Here is an 18,509-nt window from a genome sequence, read left to right as displayed (position 1 = left end):
GCCACCTGCCTGGCTAGCGAGTGACAGCGAGATCGTGCGCCAAGCGCGCGACAAGATGTGTCGCGCAGACCGCTCGCGACAGAATCGTGAACGGGGCAACCGCGGGGAGGTCAACCGGATATCCCGTGGTCCGTATCGCGCCGATCGGCGCAAGCGCTCGCCATTCGCCGCTCGCCGGAGAAAACCGCCTGATGTTGACGCTGCTGCACCTGCTTTCGTCCATTGCCCTGCTGGTCTGGGGCACGCATATCGTGCGAACCGGCATCATGCGCGTCTATGGCTCGCATTTGCGGCGGTTGCTGGGCCACAGTATGGCCAATTCGCCACTGGCATTCAGTGCCGGTATCGGTGTCACCGCCCTGGTGCAAAGCAGCAACGCGACCGCCTTGCTGGCGATTTCCTTCGTCGCTCAGGGCCTGATGGCACTGCCTACTGCGCTGGCGATCATGCTGGGTGCCGATGTCGGTACTGCGCTGATGGCACGGGTGCTGACGCTGGATCTGTCCTGGCTCTCGCCATTGCTCACCCTGCTCGGCGTCTGCCTGTTCCTGTCACGCAAACAGACCCGTGCCGGCCAGCTCGGACGCGTGCTGATCGGCCTGGGCCTGATCATTCTCGCCTTGCAGCTGATCGTGCAGGCCGCCGAACCCATCACCGAAGCCCGCGGCATGCGCGTGCTGTTCTCCTCACTGGCTGGCGACACCCTGCTGGCGGTCGTCCTGGGCGCGGTCTTCGCCGTGCTCGCTTATTCCAGCCTGGCAGCCGTCCTGTTGATCGCGACCCTGGCCAGCGCCGGCCTGATCAGCCTCCCGGTGGCGCTGGGCGTGGTCATCGGAGCGAATGTCGGCAGCGGCGTATTGGCCTGGCTCAACGCCACCGCGCAACCCGTGTCGGCACGGCGCGTGGCGCTGGGTAATCTGCTCTACAAGCTCGCCGGGCTGCTTATATTGCCCTTCCTGCCGATGCTGGTGAATTGGATGGGCACGCTCGGCTACAGCGCGCAGACGCAGGTAATCGCTTTCCACCTGGCCTATAACTCGCTGCGCTGCCTGCTGCTGCTGCCCACCGTCGGGCTGATGGCCCGCCTCTGCGAACGGCTGATGCCCGAGCGTGTGATCGATAACGGCATCGCCCAACCGCGCCACCTCGATCCCACTGCGCTGGACACGCCGACGCTGGCCTTGGCCAATGCCACACGTGAAACCCTTCGCATCGGCGATCTGGTGGAAACCATGCTGGCACGATTGCTGGAGGCGCTGCGCGAGGATCGACCGGAACCGGGCGAAGAGATCCGCCGCCTGGATGACGATGTCGATGCCCTCTACAGCGGGGTCAAGCTATACCTGGCGCGCATGCCGCGTGAAGACCTGGCCGATCAGGAAAGCCGACGCTGGGCGGAAATCATCGAACTGGCGATCAACCTGGAGCAGGCCGGCGACATCATCGAGCACATGCTCGGCAAGGTGCAGAACATCAAGACATCCAAGCGCCGCTCTTTTTCCGATACCGGCCTGGACGAACTTAGCCAACTGCACGGATTACTCAGCGCCAACCTCGCGCTGGGCCTGTCGGTGTTCCTGTCCGGCGACTCGCACAGCGCTCGCCAATTGCTGCAGCAGAAGCGCCAGTTCCGCAAGCGCGAGCGCGAGCTGGCCCATGCTCATGTGCATCGCCTGCACCAGCAGGTAGTCGAAAGCATCGAGACCAGCGCCGCTCATCTGGAGCTGATCGCCGATATGAAGCGTCTGAACTCATTGTTCTGCAGCGCCGCTTATGCGGCGCTGGAAGGCCCTGGCACCGGTAAAGCCCGCGCAACGGGTGAAGCACAGAATGCTCGCGATACACGGATAACCAAGCAGCAACTGCCTCCCGGCAAGCCGGCCTGATCGAACTACTTCGCGCAGGGGCACCCAACTGCCCGATCACGCCGACCAGCACGAGAAAAAAGCCCCGGCGATGCTTGGCATGGCCGGGGCTAGGTCAGCGATGGCGAAACGGTCAGTCCCGTGTGCGCCGTCGTTGCATCCACACCACGAGGCCGAACAGCAAGAGACCAGGCAACCACATCCATTCCTTGGCCCAGCGATCGGTGGGTGCACGAACCGCTAGGATTTCCTGGTCGAACTGCAGTCCCAGCTCGGCAGCCTGGCTACCGAAGGTCACGCTGTCGATCAGCACCTTACCGTCTTCTTCGTACGTCATCAGGCCGAGCTTTTCCAGCTTCTCTTCACCCGTTTCGCCGTCCGGAATAGCGACCAGCAGGCTGAAGTCACGCACATCACCGACCGCATCTTCGCCGCGGATGCGCAGGCGCAGCTGGCTATCCTCATCGACCATTTCCATCGCTTGGACCAGCTGTGACGGAGGAATGTCGCGATAGGGATCGTGCACGATGTCCATCCAGAATCCGGGACGGAACAGGGTGAAGGCGATCAGCAGCAGCAGGATGTTTTCGTACCAGCGGCTACGCACCAGGAAGTAACCCTGTGTACCCGCCGCGAAAATCAGCATCGCCACTGTCGCAATGACGAAGATCACGACGCCGTGCCAGAAATTCACGTCGATCAGCAACAGGTCGGTATTGAAGATGAACAGGAAGGGAAGCGCCGCAGTGCGCAGGCTGTAATAGAACGCCACCACCCCGGTCTTGATCGGATCGCCCTTGGACACCGCAGCCGCGGCGAACGAGGCCAGGCCAACGGGTGGCGTAACGTCCGCCATGATGCCGAAATAGAAGACGAACAAGTGCACGGCAATCAACGGCACGATCAGTCCGCTCTGTTGCCCCAGCGCCACGACCACAGGTGCCAGCAGGCTCGATACCACGATGTAGTTGGCAGTGGTTGGCAGGCCCATACCGAGGATCAGGCTGAGGAAGGCGGTGAGCAGTAACATCAGCATCAAATTGCCCATCGACAGCAGCTCGACCAGGTCGGCCAGCACCAGACCGACACCGGTCTGAGACACCGCGCCGACGATGATTCCTGCCGCCGCGGTGGCGATACCGATGCCGATCATGTTGCGCGCGCCAGCAATCAGGCCTTCGCGCAGGTCGACCAGACCATCCATGAACGTGCCGTGCTGATGGCTACCGTCGCGGCGCATCCAGCTGAGCAGCGGCCGCTGGGTCAGCAGGATAATGATCAGCATCACCGAGCCCCAGAATGCGGACAGGCCAGGCGACAGCCGTTCGACCATCAGGCACCACACCAGCACCACGACCGGAAGCAGGAAATGCAGGCCGGACAATAGCACCGGACGAGTCTGTGGCAGCTTCTCCAGCGGCGCGTCAGGGTCCTCGGGCGGCAGCGGCGGATTGCTCGCGGCGACCTTCAACAGCCCCAGGTAGACCACCGTCAGCAGGGCACCAATGACCCAGATCGCCGCGTCACCGAGAGCCGGCTTCAGCCAGCCGAGGCCGTAGTAGACGCCCAGCGAGATACCGGAAATCAGCGCAACGCCAAAGACGAAGCCGATCAACCGCTGCATCCACGGCTTGGCCACGTTTGCTCGCGGCAAGGCGGTCAGGCCGAGTTTGAGCGACTCGAGATGAACGATATAGACCAGCGCAATGTAGGAAATCAGCGCTGGCAGAAAGGCATGCTTGATCACCTCGACATAGGGGATCCCGACATACTCGACCATCAGAAAGGCGGCCGCGCCCATGACGGGCGGCATGATCTGGCCGTTGACCGAAGAAGCCACTTCCACGGCACCGGCTTTCTCAGATGAAAATCCGGTGCGCTTCATCATCGGAATGGTGAATGTACCGGTAGTGACCACGTTAGCAATCGAGGAGCCGGAAATCAGGCCGGTCATGCCTGAGGCTACGACCGCCGCCTTCGCCGGGCCGCCACGGAAATGCCCGAGCATGCTGAAGGCCAACTGGATGAAATAGTGACCCGCGCCGGCGCGTTCGAGCAGCGCACCGAACAGCACGAAGAGGAACACGAAACTGGTGGAAACGCCGAGCGCGATACCGAACACGCCTTCGGTGGTGATCCACTGATGGTTGGCCAGGGCTGTGAAGCTGACGCCACGGTGTGCCAGTAGACCTGGCATGTACGGCCCGGCCAGGCTGTAGCCGAGAAAAATCAGCGCGATGATTGCCAGTGCCGGGCCCAGCGCGCGGCGCGTGGCCTCGAGCAGCAGGGGTATGCCGATACAGGCGGTAACCAGATCCATGGTGGTGAGATTGCCAGGGCGCTGTGCCAGCTGCTCATAGGCAACGAAGAGGTATCCGGCACTCGCGGCGGCAATCAGCCCAAGCGCGATATCGATCAATGGCACGCGATCTCGCGGCGACCGTTTGAAAGCGGGGTAGGCCAGAAAAGCCAGGAGCAGCGCAAAGGCGAGATGAATCGCCCGGGCTTCGGTGTTGTTGAAAACGCCGACGCGCAGCATGAACGGCAGCGGCGAAGCGATCCACAGCTGAAACAGCGACCAGAGCAGCGCCAGGCCTGCGATCAGTTTCGCCATGGCGCCTTCGGGCAGCCGCGCACCGACGTCCTTGGCGATCAGCTCTTCGGTGGAGAGTTGTTTGTCTTGCATGAAATGAGGCCTGTTATTTCAGGTAACGGAAACCGCGAAAACCCGCGGCGCCAGGCACACGGGTTTTCAGGCAAAAGCCGCGAACGGTAGACCCGCCGCAACGGCGCAGCAGGTCTATTAACCGTTACATCCAGCCACGTTCCTTGTAGTAGCGCTCGGCACCTTCATGCAGCGGGGCGGACAGGCCGACCTTGATCATGTCTTCCGGCTTGAGATCCTTGAATGCCGGGTGCAGACGCTGGAAGCGCTCGATGTTCTCGAACACCGACTTGACCAGCTTGTAGACCACATCCGCGTCGACCTTGGAGGTGGTCGAAAGGACCGCCTTGCCACCGATCGACTGGGTCGCAGTGTCGTTACCCTTGTACATGCCGCCCGGAATTTCGGCCTTGGTGTAGTAGGACTTCTCGGACAGCAGCTTGTCGATTTCCGGGCCAGTGATCGGCACCAGAACGGCATCGACAGTGGTAGTCGCTTCCTGGATCGCGCCGTTGGGGTGACCGACGAAGTAGGTCATGGCATCGATGTTGTTGTCGCCCAGAGCGCTGGCCTGCTCGGCCGGCTTGAGTTCGGCGGCCAGGCTGAAGACTGACTTGTCCCAGCCTTTTTCCTTCATGATTTCTTCGAGGGTGTCACGCTGGCCGGAACCGGGGTTGCCGATGTTGACGCGCTTGCCCTTGAGGTCGTCCAGGCCCTTGATGTTGGCGTCACGGCGCGCCAGCACGGTGAAGACTTCGCTCTGCAGCGAGAAGACCGCACGGATGTCATCCATCGCGCCTTCGTTCTTGAACGGCTCCAGACCTTCCATCGCCTTGTACTGATGGTCCGACTGCATGATGCCGAAATTGAATTCGCCACTGCGCAGGCCGTTGACGTTAGCCACACCACCGCCACTGGCAGGTGCGTTGCACTTGAGGTCTTCGGCGTTACGGTTGACGAAGCGGCAGATCGACTGACCGGCGACGTAGTAGACGCCCGTCTGACCACCGGTACCGATGGTCACGAATTGTTCTTGCGCCTGAGCCACACCGCTCAGACCAGTCCCCGCCAACGCGGCGGAAAATATCCATGCCAAGGATTTGCCTTTCATGGATTCACTCCTTATTAGTTTGTTTTGGATTGCCTCGCGCTGCCTCGTGAGCATCGGCGAGAAGATGGGAGTCTAGCAGGCCATCAGATTTCGCGAGAGGCGTCTGCTACATATGATCGCTATCCTCTGGCGAGCCTGAATAGCCGTGCCCCGCCTCGTAGCAATAACCCGAGCCTGTCAGACCCAAGGTGCCGTCCCGCCTCACCGACGGATACCGCACATGTTCAGCTCCGAAAGTCAGCTGCGACGTGCTTAACCCACCCGCTTGTCGGATCGGCGTGCTACGAGGGGCGCTTCAGGCCGTGAGACCACCGAACCGACCAACAGTGATGGCAATATGCTGTCTCAGAACGTATCTTTTATTGGCGCCAAATTTCAGCGGCCGACTATGCATTTGAACCCGTACGGTCCGCGATGCCGGTAGCGCGAGCGTTCGAGGAGGGTTTCGGTTCATGCGCCTATGTCTTCTGCTGTTGAGCTGCCTGTATGTGCTGCTCGGATCCCCTTCCTTGTTCGCTGATGAGGCCTTCAGACCCGCAGTTGTCAGTGAGTCTTCGGTGCCACTGCGAGTCGGCGGGGTTGAATACAGGCTCGGCAGCCCCTTCGCCAGCTTCGGCGAGGCTCGTACCGCTGACTGGCAGTGGCAGCCGCTCAGCAAGCCCAACCTGGGCAAGCAGGACGACGGCGCCTGGCTGCGCTTCGCCATCGATAGCAAAGCGCAGCCGCCGCATACCTGGTATCTGCTATTGAGCTGGCCGGTACTCAACCGCGTCGAGGTGCGGTTGTTTTACCCAGCGAGCGGTCGCTGGGGCCCGCTGATGCTGGCCGGCGATACCGTGCCGATGAGCAACCGCCCCATCGCCGATCATCGCCTGGTTTTTCCGCTGGATCTGCAAGAAGAACCTGCCGCAGTGGTGTACATGCACGTGCGGGCTCCAGAGATCATCGCATTACCGCTGCTCATTACCGACGAGGCCAGCTTCAGCGAGAGCAAGATCCGCGACACAGCGCTGGTCAGCGTATTCTTCGGCGGCATGTTGGTCATCCTGCTGTATAACGCCAGCCTGATGGTTTTTACCCGCGACGTCAGCTACCTGCTGTACCTGTTGTATCTACTGAGCGCCATGTTCTATATCTCGGTCAACACCGGGTTCGGACAGCTTTTCCTCTGGCCACACGCGCCACCGATTTCGCACCGCTTCTACGGGCTCTCGTCAGCGCTGTGCTTCTTCATCCCGTTGCTGTTTGCCAGCCGCTTCCTCGACATACGCCGTTACGGCGGCTGGGTCTGGCGTGCCACCCAACTGGCGGCACTTCATTGGGGTGGCGTGATACTGATCATTCTGCTTGTTCCGAAGCTGGGCAATCATCTTGGGCTGGAGTTCGCTGCGCTGTTTCAGAGCGTGCTGGCAACCGCTGTGCTGATTACCTTATGGGTCAAGGGCAACAACTCGGCGCGCCTGTTCACCATTGCCTGGGGGGCCCTGCTGCTGTTCACCATGGCTCATATTCTGGCCTTGGCGGGAGTGCTGCCGCCAAACGGCTGGGCGATCAACGGCCAAATGCTCGGCATGTTCGCTGAATTCGTGTTGCTTTCCATGGCGCTGGCAGAGCGCATCAACTTCGAACGGGTGCATCGCATCCAGGCGCAGCATATGGCCTTGGAAGCCTCCGAAGCGCTGGCCCAGGAGCGTGAATCGCACCTGCGCGCCCAGCAGCAGGCGCTGGACGCCCAGAAGCGCGCCAACGAAATGCTGGAAGCACGAGTCCACGAACGTACCAAAGCGTTGGAGGAGGCCAAGCGCGGCCTGGAGCAAGTCAACGTGCAACTGACCCGCATGAGCACCACCGACGCGCTGACGCAGCTATCCAACCGTGGTCACTTCGATCTGATGATCGAAGAGGAGATTCGCCGCGCGCAGCGCATCGAGAAACCTCTCTCAGTGATGTTGCTGGATATCGATCATTTCAAACAGGTCAATGACACCTACGGGCACGCCTTTGGTGACGAATGTCTGCGGCTTGTCGCCGCCACGCTCAAGCAGCACGGCCAGCGCGCCGGCGACGTGGTGGCGCGCTACGGCGGCGAGGAATTCGTCATGGCGCTGCCGGGCACCGACAGCCACAAGCCGATGAGCAGGCCGAACGGATCCGCGCGGCCGTCGCCAAGCTGCACCCAACCTGCGGTGATACCCGCCTGGCTCTGTCTGTCAGCATTGGCGTGGCGACGCTCCAGCCCCCCATGGCTCGCTCTGCAGCGCAACTGCTCGCCGCCGCCGATGCCGCGCTTTACCGGGCCAAGCGCAATGGCCGCAATCAGGTGGTAACCAGCGAGACGAGCAAAGTGACCTGAGTCAGCTGATGTTGGATGGAAAGCGCAGCCTGACCAGCAACCCACCCAAGGCACCTTGGCCCAGTTCGATGGTGGCGCGGTGGGCGCGGCTGATCTCACCGACGATGGCCAGCCCGAGGCCGGCGCCTTGCCCCTGTTGCTGCAGTCGATAGAAGCGCGCGAAAACCTTATCGCGCTCCTCCGGGGCGATCCCCGGCCCATCGTCCTCGACCTCCAGCACTCCCTCGTCCCGCACGCGCAGCACTACGTTGCCGCCGTTCGGCGTATGCGCCAAGGCGTTGTCCAGCAGGTTGCTCAGCAGCTCGCTGAGCAGCGTCGGCTCACCCTGAATCCACACCGGACGATCCGCCTCCAGGGCGATGGCAACGCCACGTTTGTGCGCCAGCGCGGCCATAGCCAGCCCCAGTTCGCGGGCCAGCTGGCTCAGATCGAGTTGCTGTGCGCCGCCCTCGGCAATCGCCTGCGCGCCACTTTCGATGCGTGCCAGCGACAGCAACTGGTTGGCCAGATGAATGACCCGGTCCGTATGCGCCCCGGCTTCTTCCAGCGTCTCCTGCCAGCGCTGCGGCTGCTGTTCCCGAAGGCCCAGCTCGATTCGCGCCTTGAGCGCGGCCAGCGGTGTGCGTAGCTCATGGGCAGCATCGGCGATGAACTGCGCCTGACGTTCGAACTGGCCGCGCAATCGCTCGGTGAAATGATTGAGCGCAGCCACCAGCGGTTTGAGCTCACGCTGCACCGTCACCATGGGCAACGGCCGCAAGTCGTCCGGCTGGCGCAGCTCCACCGCTTCACTGAGTTTGCCCAGCGGTCGCAGTGCGGCGCTCACTGCCAGCCATACCAGCAGCAGCGCGGTGATTGCCAGCAGGCCGACCCGCCAGAGCGTGTCGGTCAGCAGGCTGCGTGCCATGCGTTCCCGGGCGCCCAGGGTTTCGGCCACACGGATCTCGGCGATGCCGTTGAGCTCCGGCTCGCTGACCGGCTGCAACAGGCTGACCAGACGCACGCCCTCACCCCGGAACTCGCCATCGTAGAAGCGCGCCAGGGCAGGATAGTCGTCGGTGCGGCGGATTTCCGCGCCTGGGGCTGGCAGCTCTTCGTAGCCGCTGATCAGGCGCCCTTGGGTATCTAGCACCTGGTAATAGATGCGCCCGGCGCTGTCATAGGCAAAGGTATCGAGTGCGATATAGGGCACATTGGCGCGCAGCTTGCCGTCATTGGCGACCAGCCCCTCAGCGATGGCACGCGCCGAAGCCAGCAGGGTACGGTCATAGGCGGAATCGGCAGCCGCCCGGCCATTCCAGTAGGCACTCCAACCGCTGAACACCAGCAATACGGTCAGCAGCACCGCCAGCCAACGCAACAGGCCGGCACGCAAGCTCCCAGCGAGCGGTGGCGACGCATCAGGCACTTACCGCCTCCAACAGATAGCCCAGGCCGCGGAAGGTGACGATGCGCACCGCATTGCCTTCGAGCTTTTTGCGTAACCGATGGATATAAATCTCGATGGCATCGGCGCTGGCGTCTTCATCGAGGCCGAAAACCTGCGCGGCCAACTGATCCTTGCTCATGACCCGCCCGGGTCGGGCGATCAGCGCCTCGAGCACCGCCTGCTCCCGCGATGTCAGGCTCAACGGCTGGCCATCGAGGCTGAAGCGTCGAGCGTCCAGGTCGTAGACCAGCGCACCGCAGCTTTGCTGCCGCTCACCGCCGGCCACGCTGCGCCGCAACAACGCCTTGACCCGCGCTTCCAACTCGGACAGTTCGAACGGCTTGGCCAGATAGTCGTCGGCGCCAAGATTGAGCCCATGCACCCGATCGGTCACCTCGCCGCGCGCGGTCAACATCAACACTGGCAAGGTCTTGCCGCGTTCGCGCAGCCGCGCCAGCACCTGAAAGCCGTCGAGCCGCGGCAGCCCAACGTCAAGGATCGCCAGCGCGTAATCCTCGGTAGCCAATGCCAGATCGGCCGCCACCCCATCATCCAGCAGATCCAGCGTCCAGCCTGCCGCGCGCAGCGCCTGCGCCACGCTTTCAGCGAGCTGGGGGTGGTCCTCGACCAGAAGAATCCGCATTGCCTGTCCTCTGCCACACACGGAACGGACCGCCAGTGTAGCGACAAAGGCGCGCCAGACGCTGCTTTCAACCATGAAAGCCTGGCGAAAGTTTCGCCGCCTAGGATCGCATTCAGGTGGCTCGAACCACCTGCAACGGCCAAACGCCGTCACAACAAAAACAACAGTGGAGATACAGGATGCTGACTGCCGTCAGAAGCAACCCCGCACACGTTCGTCTTGCGCTCGCCATCGCAGCCGCCTCGCTGGCGCCCTTGGCTCAGGCCGATTTCATCGAAGACAGCAGCGCGACCCTGCAAACCCAGAACATTTATCTCAATCGCGATTTTCGCGAAGGCTCCGGCCAGTCCAAGCGCGAAGAGTGGTCGCAAGGCTTTTTGCTCAATATCGAATCGGGCTTCACCGAAGGCTCCGTTGGCTTCGGTCTCGATGCCATGGGCATGCTCGGCATCAAGCTCGATTCAGGCGGCGGCCGCACCGGCACCGACCTGCTCCCGGTACGCGACGATGGCAGCACGCCAGATGAGTTCAGCCGGCTCGGGTTGACGGCGAAGGCGAAGTTTTCCGAGACAGAACTGCGCTACGGCAGCCATATTCCGGAAACCCCGGTGGTGAAAGCCAGTGACAGCCGCACCCTGCCCCAGGTATTCGAAGGCACCCTGCTGGTGTCCCAGGACGTGACCGGCCTGACCCTGACAGGCGGACGCATGGACAAGGTCATCGACCGTGCTTCGACCAACTCCCAGGACCTGCAGCTGAACAACAAGAATGGCCGTTTCGACAGCGCTGCCGAGGCCGATCACCTGACCTTCGTCGGGGCGAAGTACGATTTCAGCGACCGCTTCACCGGAACCTACTACGCCGCCGAACTCGACGACATCTATCGCCAGCACTTCTTCAACCTTCAGGCGGTGCAGCCGCTGGGCGAAGACTCGGCGCTGACTGCCGACCTGCGCCTGATGGTCAGCGATGACACCGGCGCGGCGAATGCCGGCAAGATCGACAACCAGGCCTGGAATGGCATGCTGGGTTACAGCCTCGGCGGCCACAAGCTCAGCCTGGCCTATCAGCAAATGAACGGCGATACCGGCTATGCCTACATCGACGGCGGCGACCCCTACCTGGTCAACTTCGTCCAGATCAATGACTTCGCCAACGCCGACGAGCGTTCTTGGCAGGCCCGTTACGACTACAACTTCGCGTCCATCGGGGTGCCCGGACTGACCTTCCTGACCCGTTACATTTCTGGCGACAACGCCGAATACAACGGTGGCAGCAACGGCAGCGAATGGGAGCGCGACATTGAGCTCAAGTACGTCGTGCAGACCGGGCCGCTGAAGAACGTCGCCGTGCGCATGCGCAATGCGATGTTCCGCTCGAATTTTGCTCGTGACGCCGACGAAAACCGCCTGATCGTCAGCTACAGCCTGCCGATCTGGTAAGCCGCCGATAATAAGAACCAAGGAGAACACCCATGAAAACCGCAATCCGCCATTTTGCCCTGCTTTCGTCCTGCCTGATGCTATCCAGCCAGCTGATGGCCGAGCCCAAGCGCCCCGAATGCATTGCGCCGGCCAAGCCCGGCGGTGGCTTCGATCTGACCTGCAAACTGGCCCAGAGCGGCTTGAAGGATGAAGGTTTGCTCGAGGCGCCTATGCGGGTCACCTATATGCCCGGCGGCGTCGGTGCGGTGGCCTATAACGCCGTGATCGCCCAGCGCGCCGCCGACCCGGCAACTATCACTGCGTTTTCCAGCGGTTCGCTGCTGAATCTGGCGCAGGGCAAGTTCGGCCGCTATGACGAAACCGACGTGCGCTGGCTGGCCGGTATTGGCACCGACTATGGCGCCATCTCGGTCCGCGAGGACGCGCCTTACCAGAACCTCGACGACCTCATCGCCGCCGTGAAGAAAGACCCCAGCAGCGTCGTCTTCGGTGCCGGTGCCACCATTGGTGGTCAGGACTGGATGCAGACCGCGCTGATCGCCCGCGCCGCCGGCGTCGATCCGAAGAAGCTGCGTTACGTGGCCTTCGAAGGCGGCGGCGAGACCCTGACGGCCATGCTCGGCGGCCACGTGCAGGTCACCAGCAGCGGCCTGGGCGAAGTCGCGCCACAGCTCGATGCCGGCAAGATCCGCATCCTCGCCGTGCTTTCTGATGAGCGGCTGCCAGGCAAAATGTCGAATGTTCCGACCGCCAAGGAGCAGGGCTACGACATCAGCTGGCCGGTGATTCGCGGCTTTTACATGGGCCCGGAAGTCAGCGACGAGGATTTCAACTGGTGGAAGACGCAGTTCGACACCCTGCTGGCCGATGAAGATTTCGCCCAGCTGCGTGAACAGCGTGACCTCTTCCCGCTGTCGATGACGGGTGACGAGCTCAAGGCCTTTGTCAACAAGCAGGTCGCCGACTACAAGGCGCTCGCCGCCGAGTTCGGACTGGTCAAGTAACACCCCTGCGGGTGGCGGCTTCCAGAGGGCAGCCGCTACCCGCTCCTCCCGAGGTATTCCGCCATGTACGTTCGTGTTTTTGCCGCGGTGTGGCTGCTCGCCTGCGCCGGTCTCGCGCTGCTCGCCTGGGGTTTCGAAGCGCCCTTCGCCTACGACCCGGTCGGTCCGCGCGCCTATCCGCTGCTGTTGCTGTTTCTGATGGGCTGCGGCGCGCTGTGGTTGCTGATCAAGCCCCATGGCGAGCCGACGCCGCCATTCGACTGGGCCATGGCCCGGCGCGCCGCGCTTTGCGTGCTGGTGCTGCTGGCCTACGCGCTGCTGTTCGAGAAGCTCGGCTTCGTCATTACCACGGCGCTGGCCGCATTCACCCTGGGCTTGCTGTTCAGCGGCCGCCTGTGGCCCTCGCTGATCAGCGGTGTACTGATGGGCGTGCTGCTCTACGGCCTGTTCGACCTGTTGCTTGATGTGCCGCTGCCGCTCGGCGTGCTGCGCTTGCTGGAGAGCTGAAAATGGAAACCTTGAATTTTTTGATGCAGGGCTTCGATGTCGCCACGCGGCCGACGAACCTGCTCGTGGCACTGTTCGGCGCCTTCGTCGGCACCATCGTTGGCCTGCTGCCTGGGCTGGGCCCAATCAACGGCGTGGCGCTGCTGCTGCCGCTGGCATTCGCCTTGGGTCTGCCGCCGGAAACCGCGCTGATCCTGCTGGCCGCGGTGTACCTGGGCTGTGAATATGGCGGACGCATTTCGGCGATTCTGCTCAACGTCCCGGGCGATGCCGCCGCGGTGATGACCACGCTCGACGGCTACCCGCTGGCGCGTCAGGGCAAGGCGGGTATCGCGCTGTCACTGTCGGCGGTCAGCTCGTTCATCGGCAGCATCATCGCCACCTGCGGCGTGGTGCTGTTCGCTCCGCTGCTGGCGAAGTGGGCGGTGGCCTTCGGTCCGGCCGAGTACTTCGTGCTGATGATTTTCGCCATCGCCTGCCTCGGCGGCATGGTTGGCGATAAGCCGGTGAAGACCCTGATGGCGGCGTTGATCGGGCTGGGGCTGGCCACCGTCGGTGTGGACTCCACCACCGGCGTCTACCGCTTCACCTTCGGAAGTGTGAGCCTGTCAGATGGGATTCAGTTCGTCATCGTGGTGATAGGTTTCTTCAGTGTCAGCGAAGTGCTCCTGATGCTGGAAAAAACCCACAGCGGGCAGAAAGCGGTGAAGGCCAGCGGCCGTCTGCTGTTCAACTTCAAGGAGTTCTGCCTGACCTTCTGGACCATGGTGCGCAGCGCCCTGGCCGGCTTCGTCATCGGCACCCTGCCCGGAGCCGGCGCCACCATCGCCAGCGCCATGACCTACATGAGCGAAAAGCGCATGGCCGGCGACAGCGGCAAGTTCGGTGAAGGCGACCTGCGTGGTCTGGCCGCCCCAGAAGCCGCTAACAACGCCTCGGCCTGCGGTTCGCTGATTCCGATGCTGACCCTCGGCGTGCCGGGCTCGGGCACTACGGCGGTGATGATCGGTGCGCTGACGCTGTACAACATCACCCCCGGTCCGCTGCTGTTCGAACAGCAGCCGGACGTAGTCTGGGGGCTTATCGCGTCGCTGTTCATCGGCAACGTGATCCTGCTGGTGATGAATATCCCGCTGGTCGGGTTGTTCTCCAGGATGCTCAGCGTGCCCAACTGGGTGCTGGTGCCGGCCATTACGGCGATCAGCGTGGTGGGCGTCTATTCGGTCCATAGCACTACATTCGACCTGGTGCTGATGATCGGTCTGGGCGTGTTCGGCTACCTGTTGCGCAAGCTGGACTTCCCGTTGTCCGCGCTGATCCTTGGCTTCGTGCTTGGCGAGATGATGGAAGACAATCTACGCCGCGCGCTGTCGATCTCAGCCGGCGATCTGGGCATTCTCTGGGGCAGCCCGATCACGATCATCCTCTGGCTGATGGCCGTGCTGATGCTGGCGATGCCGGGGCTGCGCTGGTGGCGTCAGCGCCGCCGCACCAAGCTGAACGCAGCGCACGCCTGATATGCCGCGCCAGCTTCCGGGATGGTGGGCGACGCCGCTGGTCGGCGCCCTCGGTGGCTGGCTGGCCAGCCTGGCCAACTGGCCGCTGCCCTGGATGGTTGGCTCGTTGCTGGCGGTCATTGCCGTACGCTGCAGCGGCTGGCTGCTGACGGAACTGCCGCGCGGCCGACAGACCGGGCAATGGTTGATTGCCAGTGCCATCGGCCTGCATTTCACCCATGAAGTCATGCAGCAAGTTGTCGAGCATCTCGGCGTGATTCTCGCCGGTGCGCTGTGCACCCTGCTGCTGAGCCTGATCGGCATCTCCATCCTCCTGCGCAGCGGTACGGACCGCGCCACGGCTTTCTTCGCCAGCATGCCGGGCGGGGCCAGCGAGATGGTTAACCTGGCCGGGCGCCACGCGGCGCAGCCGGCCATGGTCGCCGCGGCCCACAGCCTGCGCCTTCTGTTGGTGGTGCTGATCGTCCCTGCGCTGTTCACCTGGAGCCTGCCAGCGGTGGATGCGCCGCAGCCCGCGCCGGTCAGTTGGCCATGGCTCGCCGTACTGCTACCGGGTGGCGCCCTGCTGGCGCTGCTGTGGAAGAAGCTCAACCAGCCCAACCCCTGGATGCTCGGCCCGCTGACCGTCTGTGCGGTGGCGAGCGCAACATTCGATCTGCATCTAGGGCTACCGGACGGCGTCGGCCAACTCGGCCAGTGGCTAATAGGCTGCTCGCTGGGCTGTCATTTCGATCGACCATTCTTTCGCAGCGCGCCGGCGTTCCTGCTGCGCATCCTGCTGTTCACTGTGCTGGCGATGCTCGCCGCGGCGGGCCTGGCCGAAGCGTTAGGGTGGGTGGCGACACTCAACCAGACCTCTCTGATGCTGGGCATGATGCCCGGCGGCATCACGGAACTGTGCCTGACGGCCGAGGCGCTGCAGCTGTCAGTGGCGCTGGTCACCGCGCTGCAGGTGTTGCGATTGTTCTTGGTGATGTTCCTGGCCGAGCCTCTGTTTCGGCTCTGGCAACGGATTGCGAACTAAGCATGCGACGATGCGCGGATTAATCATTCGGCATCGTTGCACCGTTAACCAAAAAACCAGTAGCAAACCAAAATCGCCGCCACGATTCCGGCGAAATCCGCCACCAGCGCGCATCCCACCGCGTGCCGTGCTCGCTGGATACCAACCGCACCGAAATACACCGCCAACACATAGAAGGTCGTCTCGGTACTGCCTTGCACGGTCGCCGCGACCAGTGCCGGGAAGCTATCAACGCCTTGGCTTTGCATGGTCTCGATCAGCATTGCGCGAGCGGCGCTGCCGGAGAAAGGCTTGACTAGCGCGGTAGGCAACGCGTCGACGAAGCGGGTATCCCAGCCCAGTGCTTCGACCAACCAGCGAATGCCATCCAGCCCGAAGTCCAACGCGCCGGAAGCGCGCAGGACACCGATCGCACAGAGCATGGCGATCAGATAGGGAAGCAGGCTCTTGGCGACATCGAAGCCTTCCTGGGCACCTTCGACGAAGCTTTCATAGACCGGCACCTTGCGCAGCGCCCCGACGATCAGGAACGCGATGATCAAGCCGAACAGGGTCAGGTTGCCAAGCAGCGAGGATAGCGAAGCCAGGGCCGTGGCCGACAGCCCGGCAAGCAGCGCCATGAACCCGCCGAGTAGCAGCGCACCGGGAATGAAATAGGCCAGCACCACCGGGTCCCATATGCGCAGCCGCTGAACCAGCGCCACAGCCAACAGCCCCGCCAGCGACGACGCGGTGGTGGCCAGCAGGATCGGCAAGAAAACCAAGGTCGGGTCTTCGGCGCCCTGCTGTACGCGGTACATGAAGATCGATACCGGCAGCAGCGTCAGCGATGACGTGTTGAGCACGAGAAACAGAATTTGCGCATTGCTCGCCACCATCTTGCTGGGATTAAGCTCCTGTAGCGCGCGCATGGCCCGCAGGCCGATGGGCGTAGCCGCGTTGTCCAGCCCCAGGCCGTTGGCAGCGAAGTTGAGGGTGATCAGCCCCAGCGCTGGATGGCCCGCCGGAACCTCAGGCATCAGACGGCGAAACAGCGGCCCCAGCAGACGTGCCAGCTGCTCGATCAGGCCCGCCTTCTCGGCAATGCGCAGAAAACCAAGCCAGAGCGTCAAGGTGCCAAACAGCACGATCATGATCTCCACGGCCAGCTTGGCCATGGCGAACAGGCTCTCGACCAGCGCGGCAAAGACGGCCGGATCGCCACCTAATAGCCAACGCCCAAGCGCGGCAACCGCGGCGATCAGAAAAAAGCCCAGCCAGAGGCCGTTGAGCATGTGATTCTCCAACGAGTGACTGCGCGCGATGATAGCGGTGCGGCTGGAGAACGGCCATGAACAGGAATAGCCGGTGCGTCGGAAAGACGAGCGACTCCGCGTTCAGACGATCAGTGACATGAGAAGTATGCTGGTCGAATACCGACCCGATGGGGGGCAAGAGCCCTGACGATTCGCCCGGACGGAGGGCGATCAGCCCTGGAGAGATCGCAAGCCGAAGGTGGTGGCCCACCTTCGGTTGCCTTTCGCTGAACCTGGTCCTTCAAAGGAGGCACTCCGTGTACCCCTAGGTCGCTCCGAACAGAGCGTCCCGACCCCTTGGTTCCCCGCTGCACGGGCTGACGGGTGTTCGCCGAGCGAATCACCCCGTCTTCTTTACTTGCCTTCGCAATCAGGCGCGAAGGTATCGATTCTCGGCGTCCCGCCTATCCTGCTTCCCTCGGTATTGCAGCCGCCCTTGCGGGCGGCGTCACTGCATCGTTATGCACGCGGTCCGCGGCCTCGACCGAAGATCAGCGAGGCGACGAACAGCACCAGGAAAACCACGAACAGGATTTTAGCGATGCCTGTTGCGGTGCCAGCGATACCACCGAAGCCCAAGACCGCAGCGATGATGGCGATGATCAGGAAGGTAATAGCCCAACTCAGCATGGTGTAACTCCTCTTCGGTTCAGGACATCTTCAGCGGGACCCGCAGACCTGCGGCTAGAAAACCCAGCGCTGCTCCGACCGCACCTGCATGTAATCAATCGTCTTCGGTGCAGGGCCGGTTTGCACAATCCCTACTGGTTGAGCGTCGTACATACGGATTCGTTCCGCTGACTGAGGCTGCTCCTGGCCGAACGGTTGCGACATCGGCCGCTCGGCACCAACGATCAGCGTAACCACAGCAGCAGTAAGGAAACCTTTGCCTACCAGTGAGAAACGTGCTTGACGATTCATCCTCAACTCCTTCTAAGCATGCGGGGCATGTCTGTCTTTGCAGTTAATGTTGCAGACCTCATGCCAGGCTCTAATAATAAGATTTTCCCTTTAACTTCAATTCCTTAAGTGATCTAGCCAGCAAGCTGTCAATTTAAATTGCACGATGCCTGCATCCGGTGCCGGGCGATTTGCACGACGGGCTAATCCCTGCGTCCGGCTTCAATTGGCTGCACCGTGGTTGAGCGCATGAATTCGCTCGTGGCAAGCCCGAATTTTCGGAAGTTCGATGGCCAACAGCGCTCGAATGTCGGGCTCAGCCGTTTTCAGCGCGTCCTCGAACGCCGCCAGAATGCGTTCTTCCGTCTGGTCCAACTGATCGATGTACACGGCATCGGCATGCCCAAGCCGGGCCTTGGTATCGGCATACTTCTCGCGTAGCTTGCCCGCCGTAGTGCCACCTTGGGACGGTTGCTCCTGGTTGGCCGCGACCTTCACCGATAGCGCCTGAATGATGTGGGTCTTGGCCTGTGCCATGTCGCGAAATAGATGCTGCAGCTCGACGTCTTTCACCACCTCGAGCGCGTGCTGATAAAAATGCTGGCCGTCACGGGTAATTTCGATCAGCTCGTTGAGTTGGGTCATGTTCTGGTTCATGGGGCCTCCGGATACTGATGCGAGGCGCCGCCGGCTGCGACCGATCAAGCGCGTTCAGCGTATAGCCGCAAGCCCCGTGCCAGCACAAAGACAA

Annotated in this window: 14 protein-coding genes and 1 pseudogene; 7 read left to right on the top strand and 8 right to left on the bottom strand. The window is 62.4% G+C overall.

Features of this window, described 5'->3' with window-relative positions; translation table 11 throughout:
• Positions 1-191: 191 nt before the first annotated feature.
• On the top strand, positions 192-1,886 hold the full coding sequence (locus H3028_RS13940) for a Na/Pi cotransporter family protein (RefSeq protein WP_181298145.1): 1,695 nt from the start codon (positions 192-194) through the stop codon (positions 1,884-1,886).
• A 112-nt stretch (positions 1,887-1,998) separates the two neighbouring features.
• Here H3028_RS13940 and H3028_RS13935 read toward each other — a convergent pair whose 3' ends face one another.
• Both H3028_RS13935 and H3028_RS13930 read right to left on the bottom strand, forming a co-directional pair.
• Positions 1,999-4,551, bottom strand: a complete 2,553-nt coding sequence (locus tag H3028_RS13935) for a TRAP transporter permease (RefSeq protein WP_181297616.1) — start codon at positions 4,549-4,551, stop codon at positions 1,999-2,001.
• Positions 4,552-4,675: 124 nt separating this feature from the next.
• Positions 4,676-5,641, bottom strand: coding sequence for a TAXI family TRAP transporter solute-binding subunit (locus tag H3028_RS13930; protein WP_181297614.1), 966 nt, complete (start codon positions 5,639-5,641; stop codon positions 4,676-4,678).
• 452 nt (positions 5,642-6,093) lie between these two features.
• Between H3028_RS13930 and H3028_RS13925 the strand changes: the two are divergent.
• A pseudogene (locus H3028_RS13925) lies at positions 6,094-7,994 on the top strand (diguanylate cyclase).
• Between the two features lies 1 nt (position 7,995).
• Here H3028_RS13925 and H3028_RS13920 read toward each other — a convergent pair.
• Together H3028_RS13920 and H3028_RS13915 are read right to left on the bottom strand one after the other, a co-directional pair.
• A complete protein-coding gene (locus tag H3028_RS13920) occupies positions 7,996-9,402 on the bottom strand; it encodes a sensor histidine kinase (RefSeq protein WP_181297610.1) in 1,407 nt (468 codons plus the stop codon).
• On the bottom strand, positions 9,395-10,066 hold the full coding sequence (locus tag H3028_RS13915; RefSeq protein ID WP_181297609.1) for a response regulator: 672 nt from the start codon (positions 10,064-10,066) through the stop codon (positions 9,395-9,397). Before H3028_RS13915 ends, H3028_RS13920 begins: the two co-directional genes overlap by 8 nt.
• A gap of 179 nt (positions 10,067-10,245) precedes the next feature.
• Here H3028_RS13915 and H3028_RS13910 point away from each other — a divergent pair, with 179 nt between their 5' ends.
• The 5 genes from H3028_RS13910 to H3028_RS13890 all read left to right on the top strand — a co-directional run bounded on the left by H3028_RS13910 (position 10,246) and on the right by H3028_RS13890 (position 15,563).
• Positions 10,246-11,508: an OprD family porin gene (locus tag H3028_RS13910; RefSeq protein WP_181297608.1), complete on the top strand. Its 1,263-nt coding sequence runs from the start codon at positions 10,246-10,248 to the stop codon at positions 11,506-11,508.
• A 32-nt stretch (positions 11,509-11,540) separates the two neighbouring features.
• Entirely contained in the window at positions 11,541-12,515 is a 975-nt protein-coding gene (locus H3028_RS13905) for a tripartite tricarboxylate transporter substrate binding protein (protein WP_181297607.1), read from the top strand.
• 63 nt (positions 12,516-12,578) lie between these two features.
• Complete coding sequence (locus H3028_RS13900) at positions 12,579-13,022, top strand: tripartite tricarboxylate transporter TctB family protein (RefSeq protein ID WP_181297606.1); 444 nt, start codon at positions 12,579-12,581, stop codon at positions 13,020-13,022.
• Positions 13,023-13,024: 2 nt separating this feature from the next.
• Positions 13,025-14,539: a tripartite tricarboxylate transporter permease gene (locus tag H3028_RS13895; RefSeq protein WP_181297605.1), complete on the top strand. Its 1,515-nt coding sequence runs from the start codon at positions 13,025-13,027 to the stop codon at positions 14,537-14,539.
• 1 nt (position 14,540) lies between these two features.
• Positions 14,541-15,563, top strand: coding sequence for an AbrB family transcriptional regulator (locus tag H3028_RS13890; RefSeq protein ID WP_181297604.1), 1,023 nt, complete (start codon positions 14,541-14,543; stop codon positions 15,561-15,563).
• A gap of 44 nt (positions 15,564-15,607) precedes the next feature.
• On the opposite strand, the gene H3028_RS13885 is transcribed toward H3028_RS13890, so the two are convergent.
• The 4 genes from H3028_RS13885 to H3028_RS13870 form a co-directional block, all read right to left on the bottom strand.
• Positions 15,608-16,837 carry a nucleoside recognition domain-containing protein gene (locus H3028_RS13885; RefSeq protein WP_181297603.1) on the bottom strand — a complete coding sequence of 410 codons (1,230 nt, stop codon included), beginning with the start codon at positions 16,835-16,837 and terminating at the stop codon, positions 15,608-15,610.
• A gap of 480 nt (positions 16,838-17,317) precedes the next feature.
• Complete coding sequence (locus H3028_RS13880) at positions 17,318-17,488, bottom strand: DUF1328 domain-containing protein (RefSeq protein WP_019341907.1); 171 nt, start codon at positions 17,486-17,488, stop codon at positions 17,318-17,320.
• 54 nt (positions 17,489-17,542) lie between these two features.
• Positions 17,543-17,779 (bottom strand): hypothetical protein, encoded by a 237-nt coding sequence (locus tag H3028_RS13875; protein ID WP_181297602.1) that lies wholly within the window; start codon positions 17,777-17,779, stop codon positions 17,543-17,545.
• Between the two features lie 201 nt (positions 17,780-17,980).
• Positions 17,981-18,415, bottom strand: coding sequence for a PA2169 family four-helix-bundle protein (locus H3028_RS13870; RefSeq protein ID WP_181297600.1), 435 nt, complete (start codon positions 18,413-18,415; stop codon positions 17,981-17,983).
• Positions 18,416-18,509 lie beyond the last annotated feature (94 nt).

The sequence above is a fragment of the Pseudomonas sp. Q2-TVG4-2 genome, assembly GCF_013620795.1.
Taxonomy (GTDB): Bacteria; Pseudomonadota; Gammaproteobacteria; order Pseudomonadales; family Pseudomonadaceae; genus Stutzerimonas.
The sequence above is the reverse complement of the archived record's forward strand: the minus strand, read 5'-3'. Positions and strand labels throughout refer to the sequence as shown.

Excerpts from the sequence above, each read along its gene's own strand:
- H3028_RS13940 (WP_181298145.1), top strand. The coding sequence starts at position 192 with ATGTTGACGCTGCTGCACCTGCTTTCGTCCATTGCCCTGCTGGTCTGG.
- H3028_RS13935 (WP_181297616.1), bottom strand. The coding sequence starts at position 4,551 with ATGCAAGACAAACAACTCTCCACCGAAGAGCTGATCGCCAAGGACGTC.
- H3028_RS13930 (WP_181297614.1), bottom strand. The coding sequence starts at position 5,641 with ATGAAAGGCAAATCCTTGGCATGGATATTTTCCGCCGCGTTGGCGGGG.
- H3028_RS13915 (WP_181297609.1), bottom strand. The coding sequence starts at position 10,066 with ATGCGGATTCTTCTGGTCGAGGACCACCCCCAGCTCGCTGAAAGCGTG.
- H3028_RS13910 (WP_181297608.1), top strand. The coding sequence starts at position 10,246 with ATGCTGACTGCCGTCAGAAGCAACCCCGCACACGTTCGTCTTGCGCTC.
- H3028_RS13905 (WP_181297607.1), top strand. The coding sequence starts at position 11,541 with ATGAAAACCGCAATCCGCCATTTTGCCCTGCTTTCGTCCTGCCTGATG.
- H3028_RS13900 (WP_181297606.1), top strand. The coding sequence starts at position 12,579 with ATGTACGTTCGTGTTTTTGCCGCGGTGTGGCTGCTCGCCTGCGCCGGT.
- H3028_RS13895 (WP_181297605.1), top strand. The coding sequence starts at position 13,025 with ATGGAAACCTTGAATTTTTTGATGCAGGGCTTCGATGTCGCCACGCGG.
- H3028_RS13890 (WP_181297604.1), top strand. The coding sequence starts at position 14,541 with ATGCCGCGCCAGCTTCCGGGATGGTGGGCGACGCCGCTGGTCGGCGCC.
- H3028_RS13885 (WP_181297603.1), bottom strand. The coding sequence starts at position 16,837 with ATGCTCAACGGCCTCTGGCTGGGCTTTTTTCTGATCGCCGCGGTTGCC.
- H3028_RS13880 (WP_019341907.1), bottom strand. The coding sequence starts at position 17,488 with ATGCTGAGTTGGGCTATTACCTTCCTGATCATCGCCATCATCGCTGCG.
- H3028_RS13875 (WP_181297602.1), bottom strand. The coding sequence starts at position 17,779 with ATGAATCGTCAAGCACGTTTCTCACTGGTAGGCAAAGGTTTCCTTACT.
- H3028_RS13870 (WP_181297600.1), bottom strand. The coding sequence starts at position 18,415 with ATGAACCAGAACATGACCCAACTCAACGAGCTGATCGAAATTACCCGT.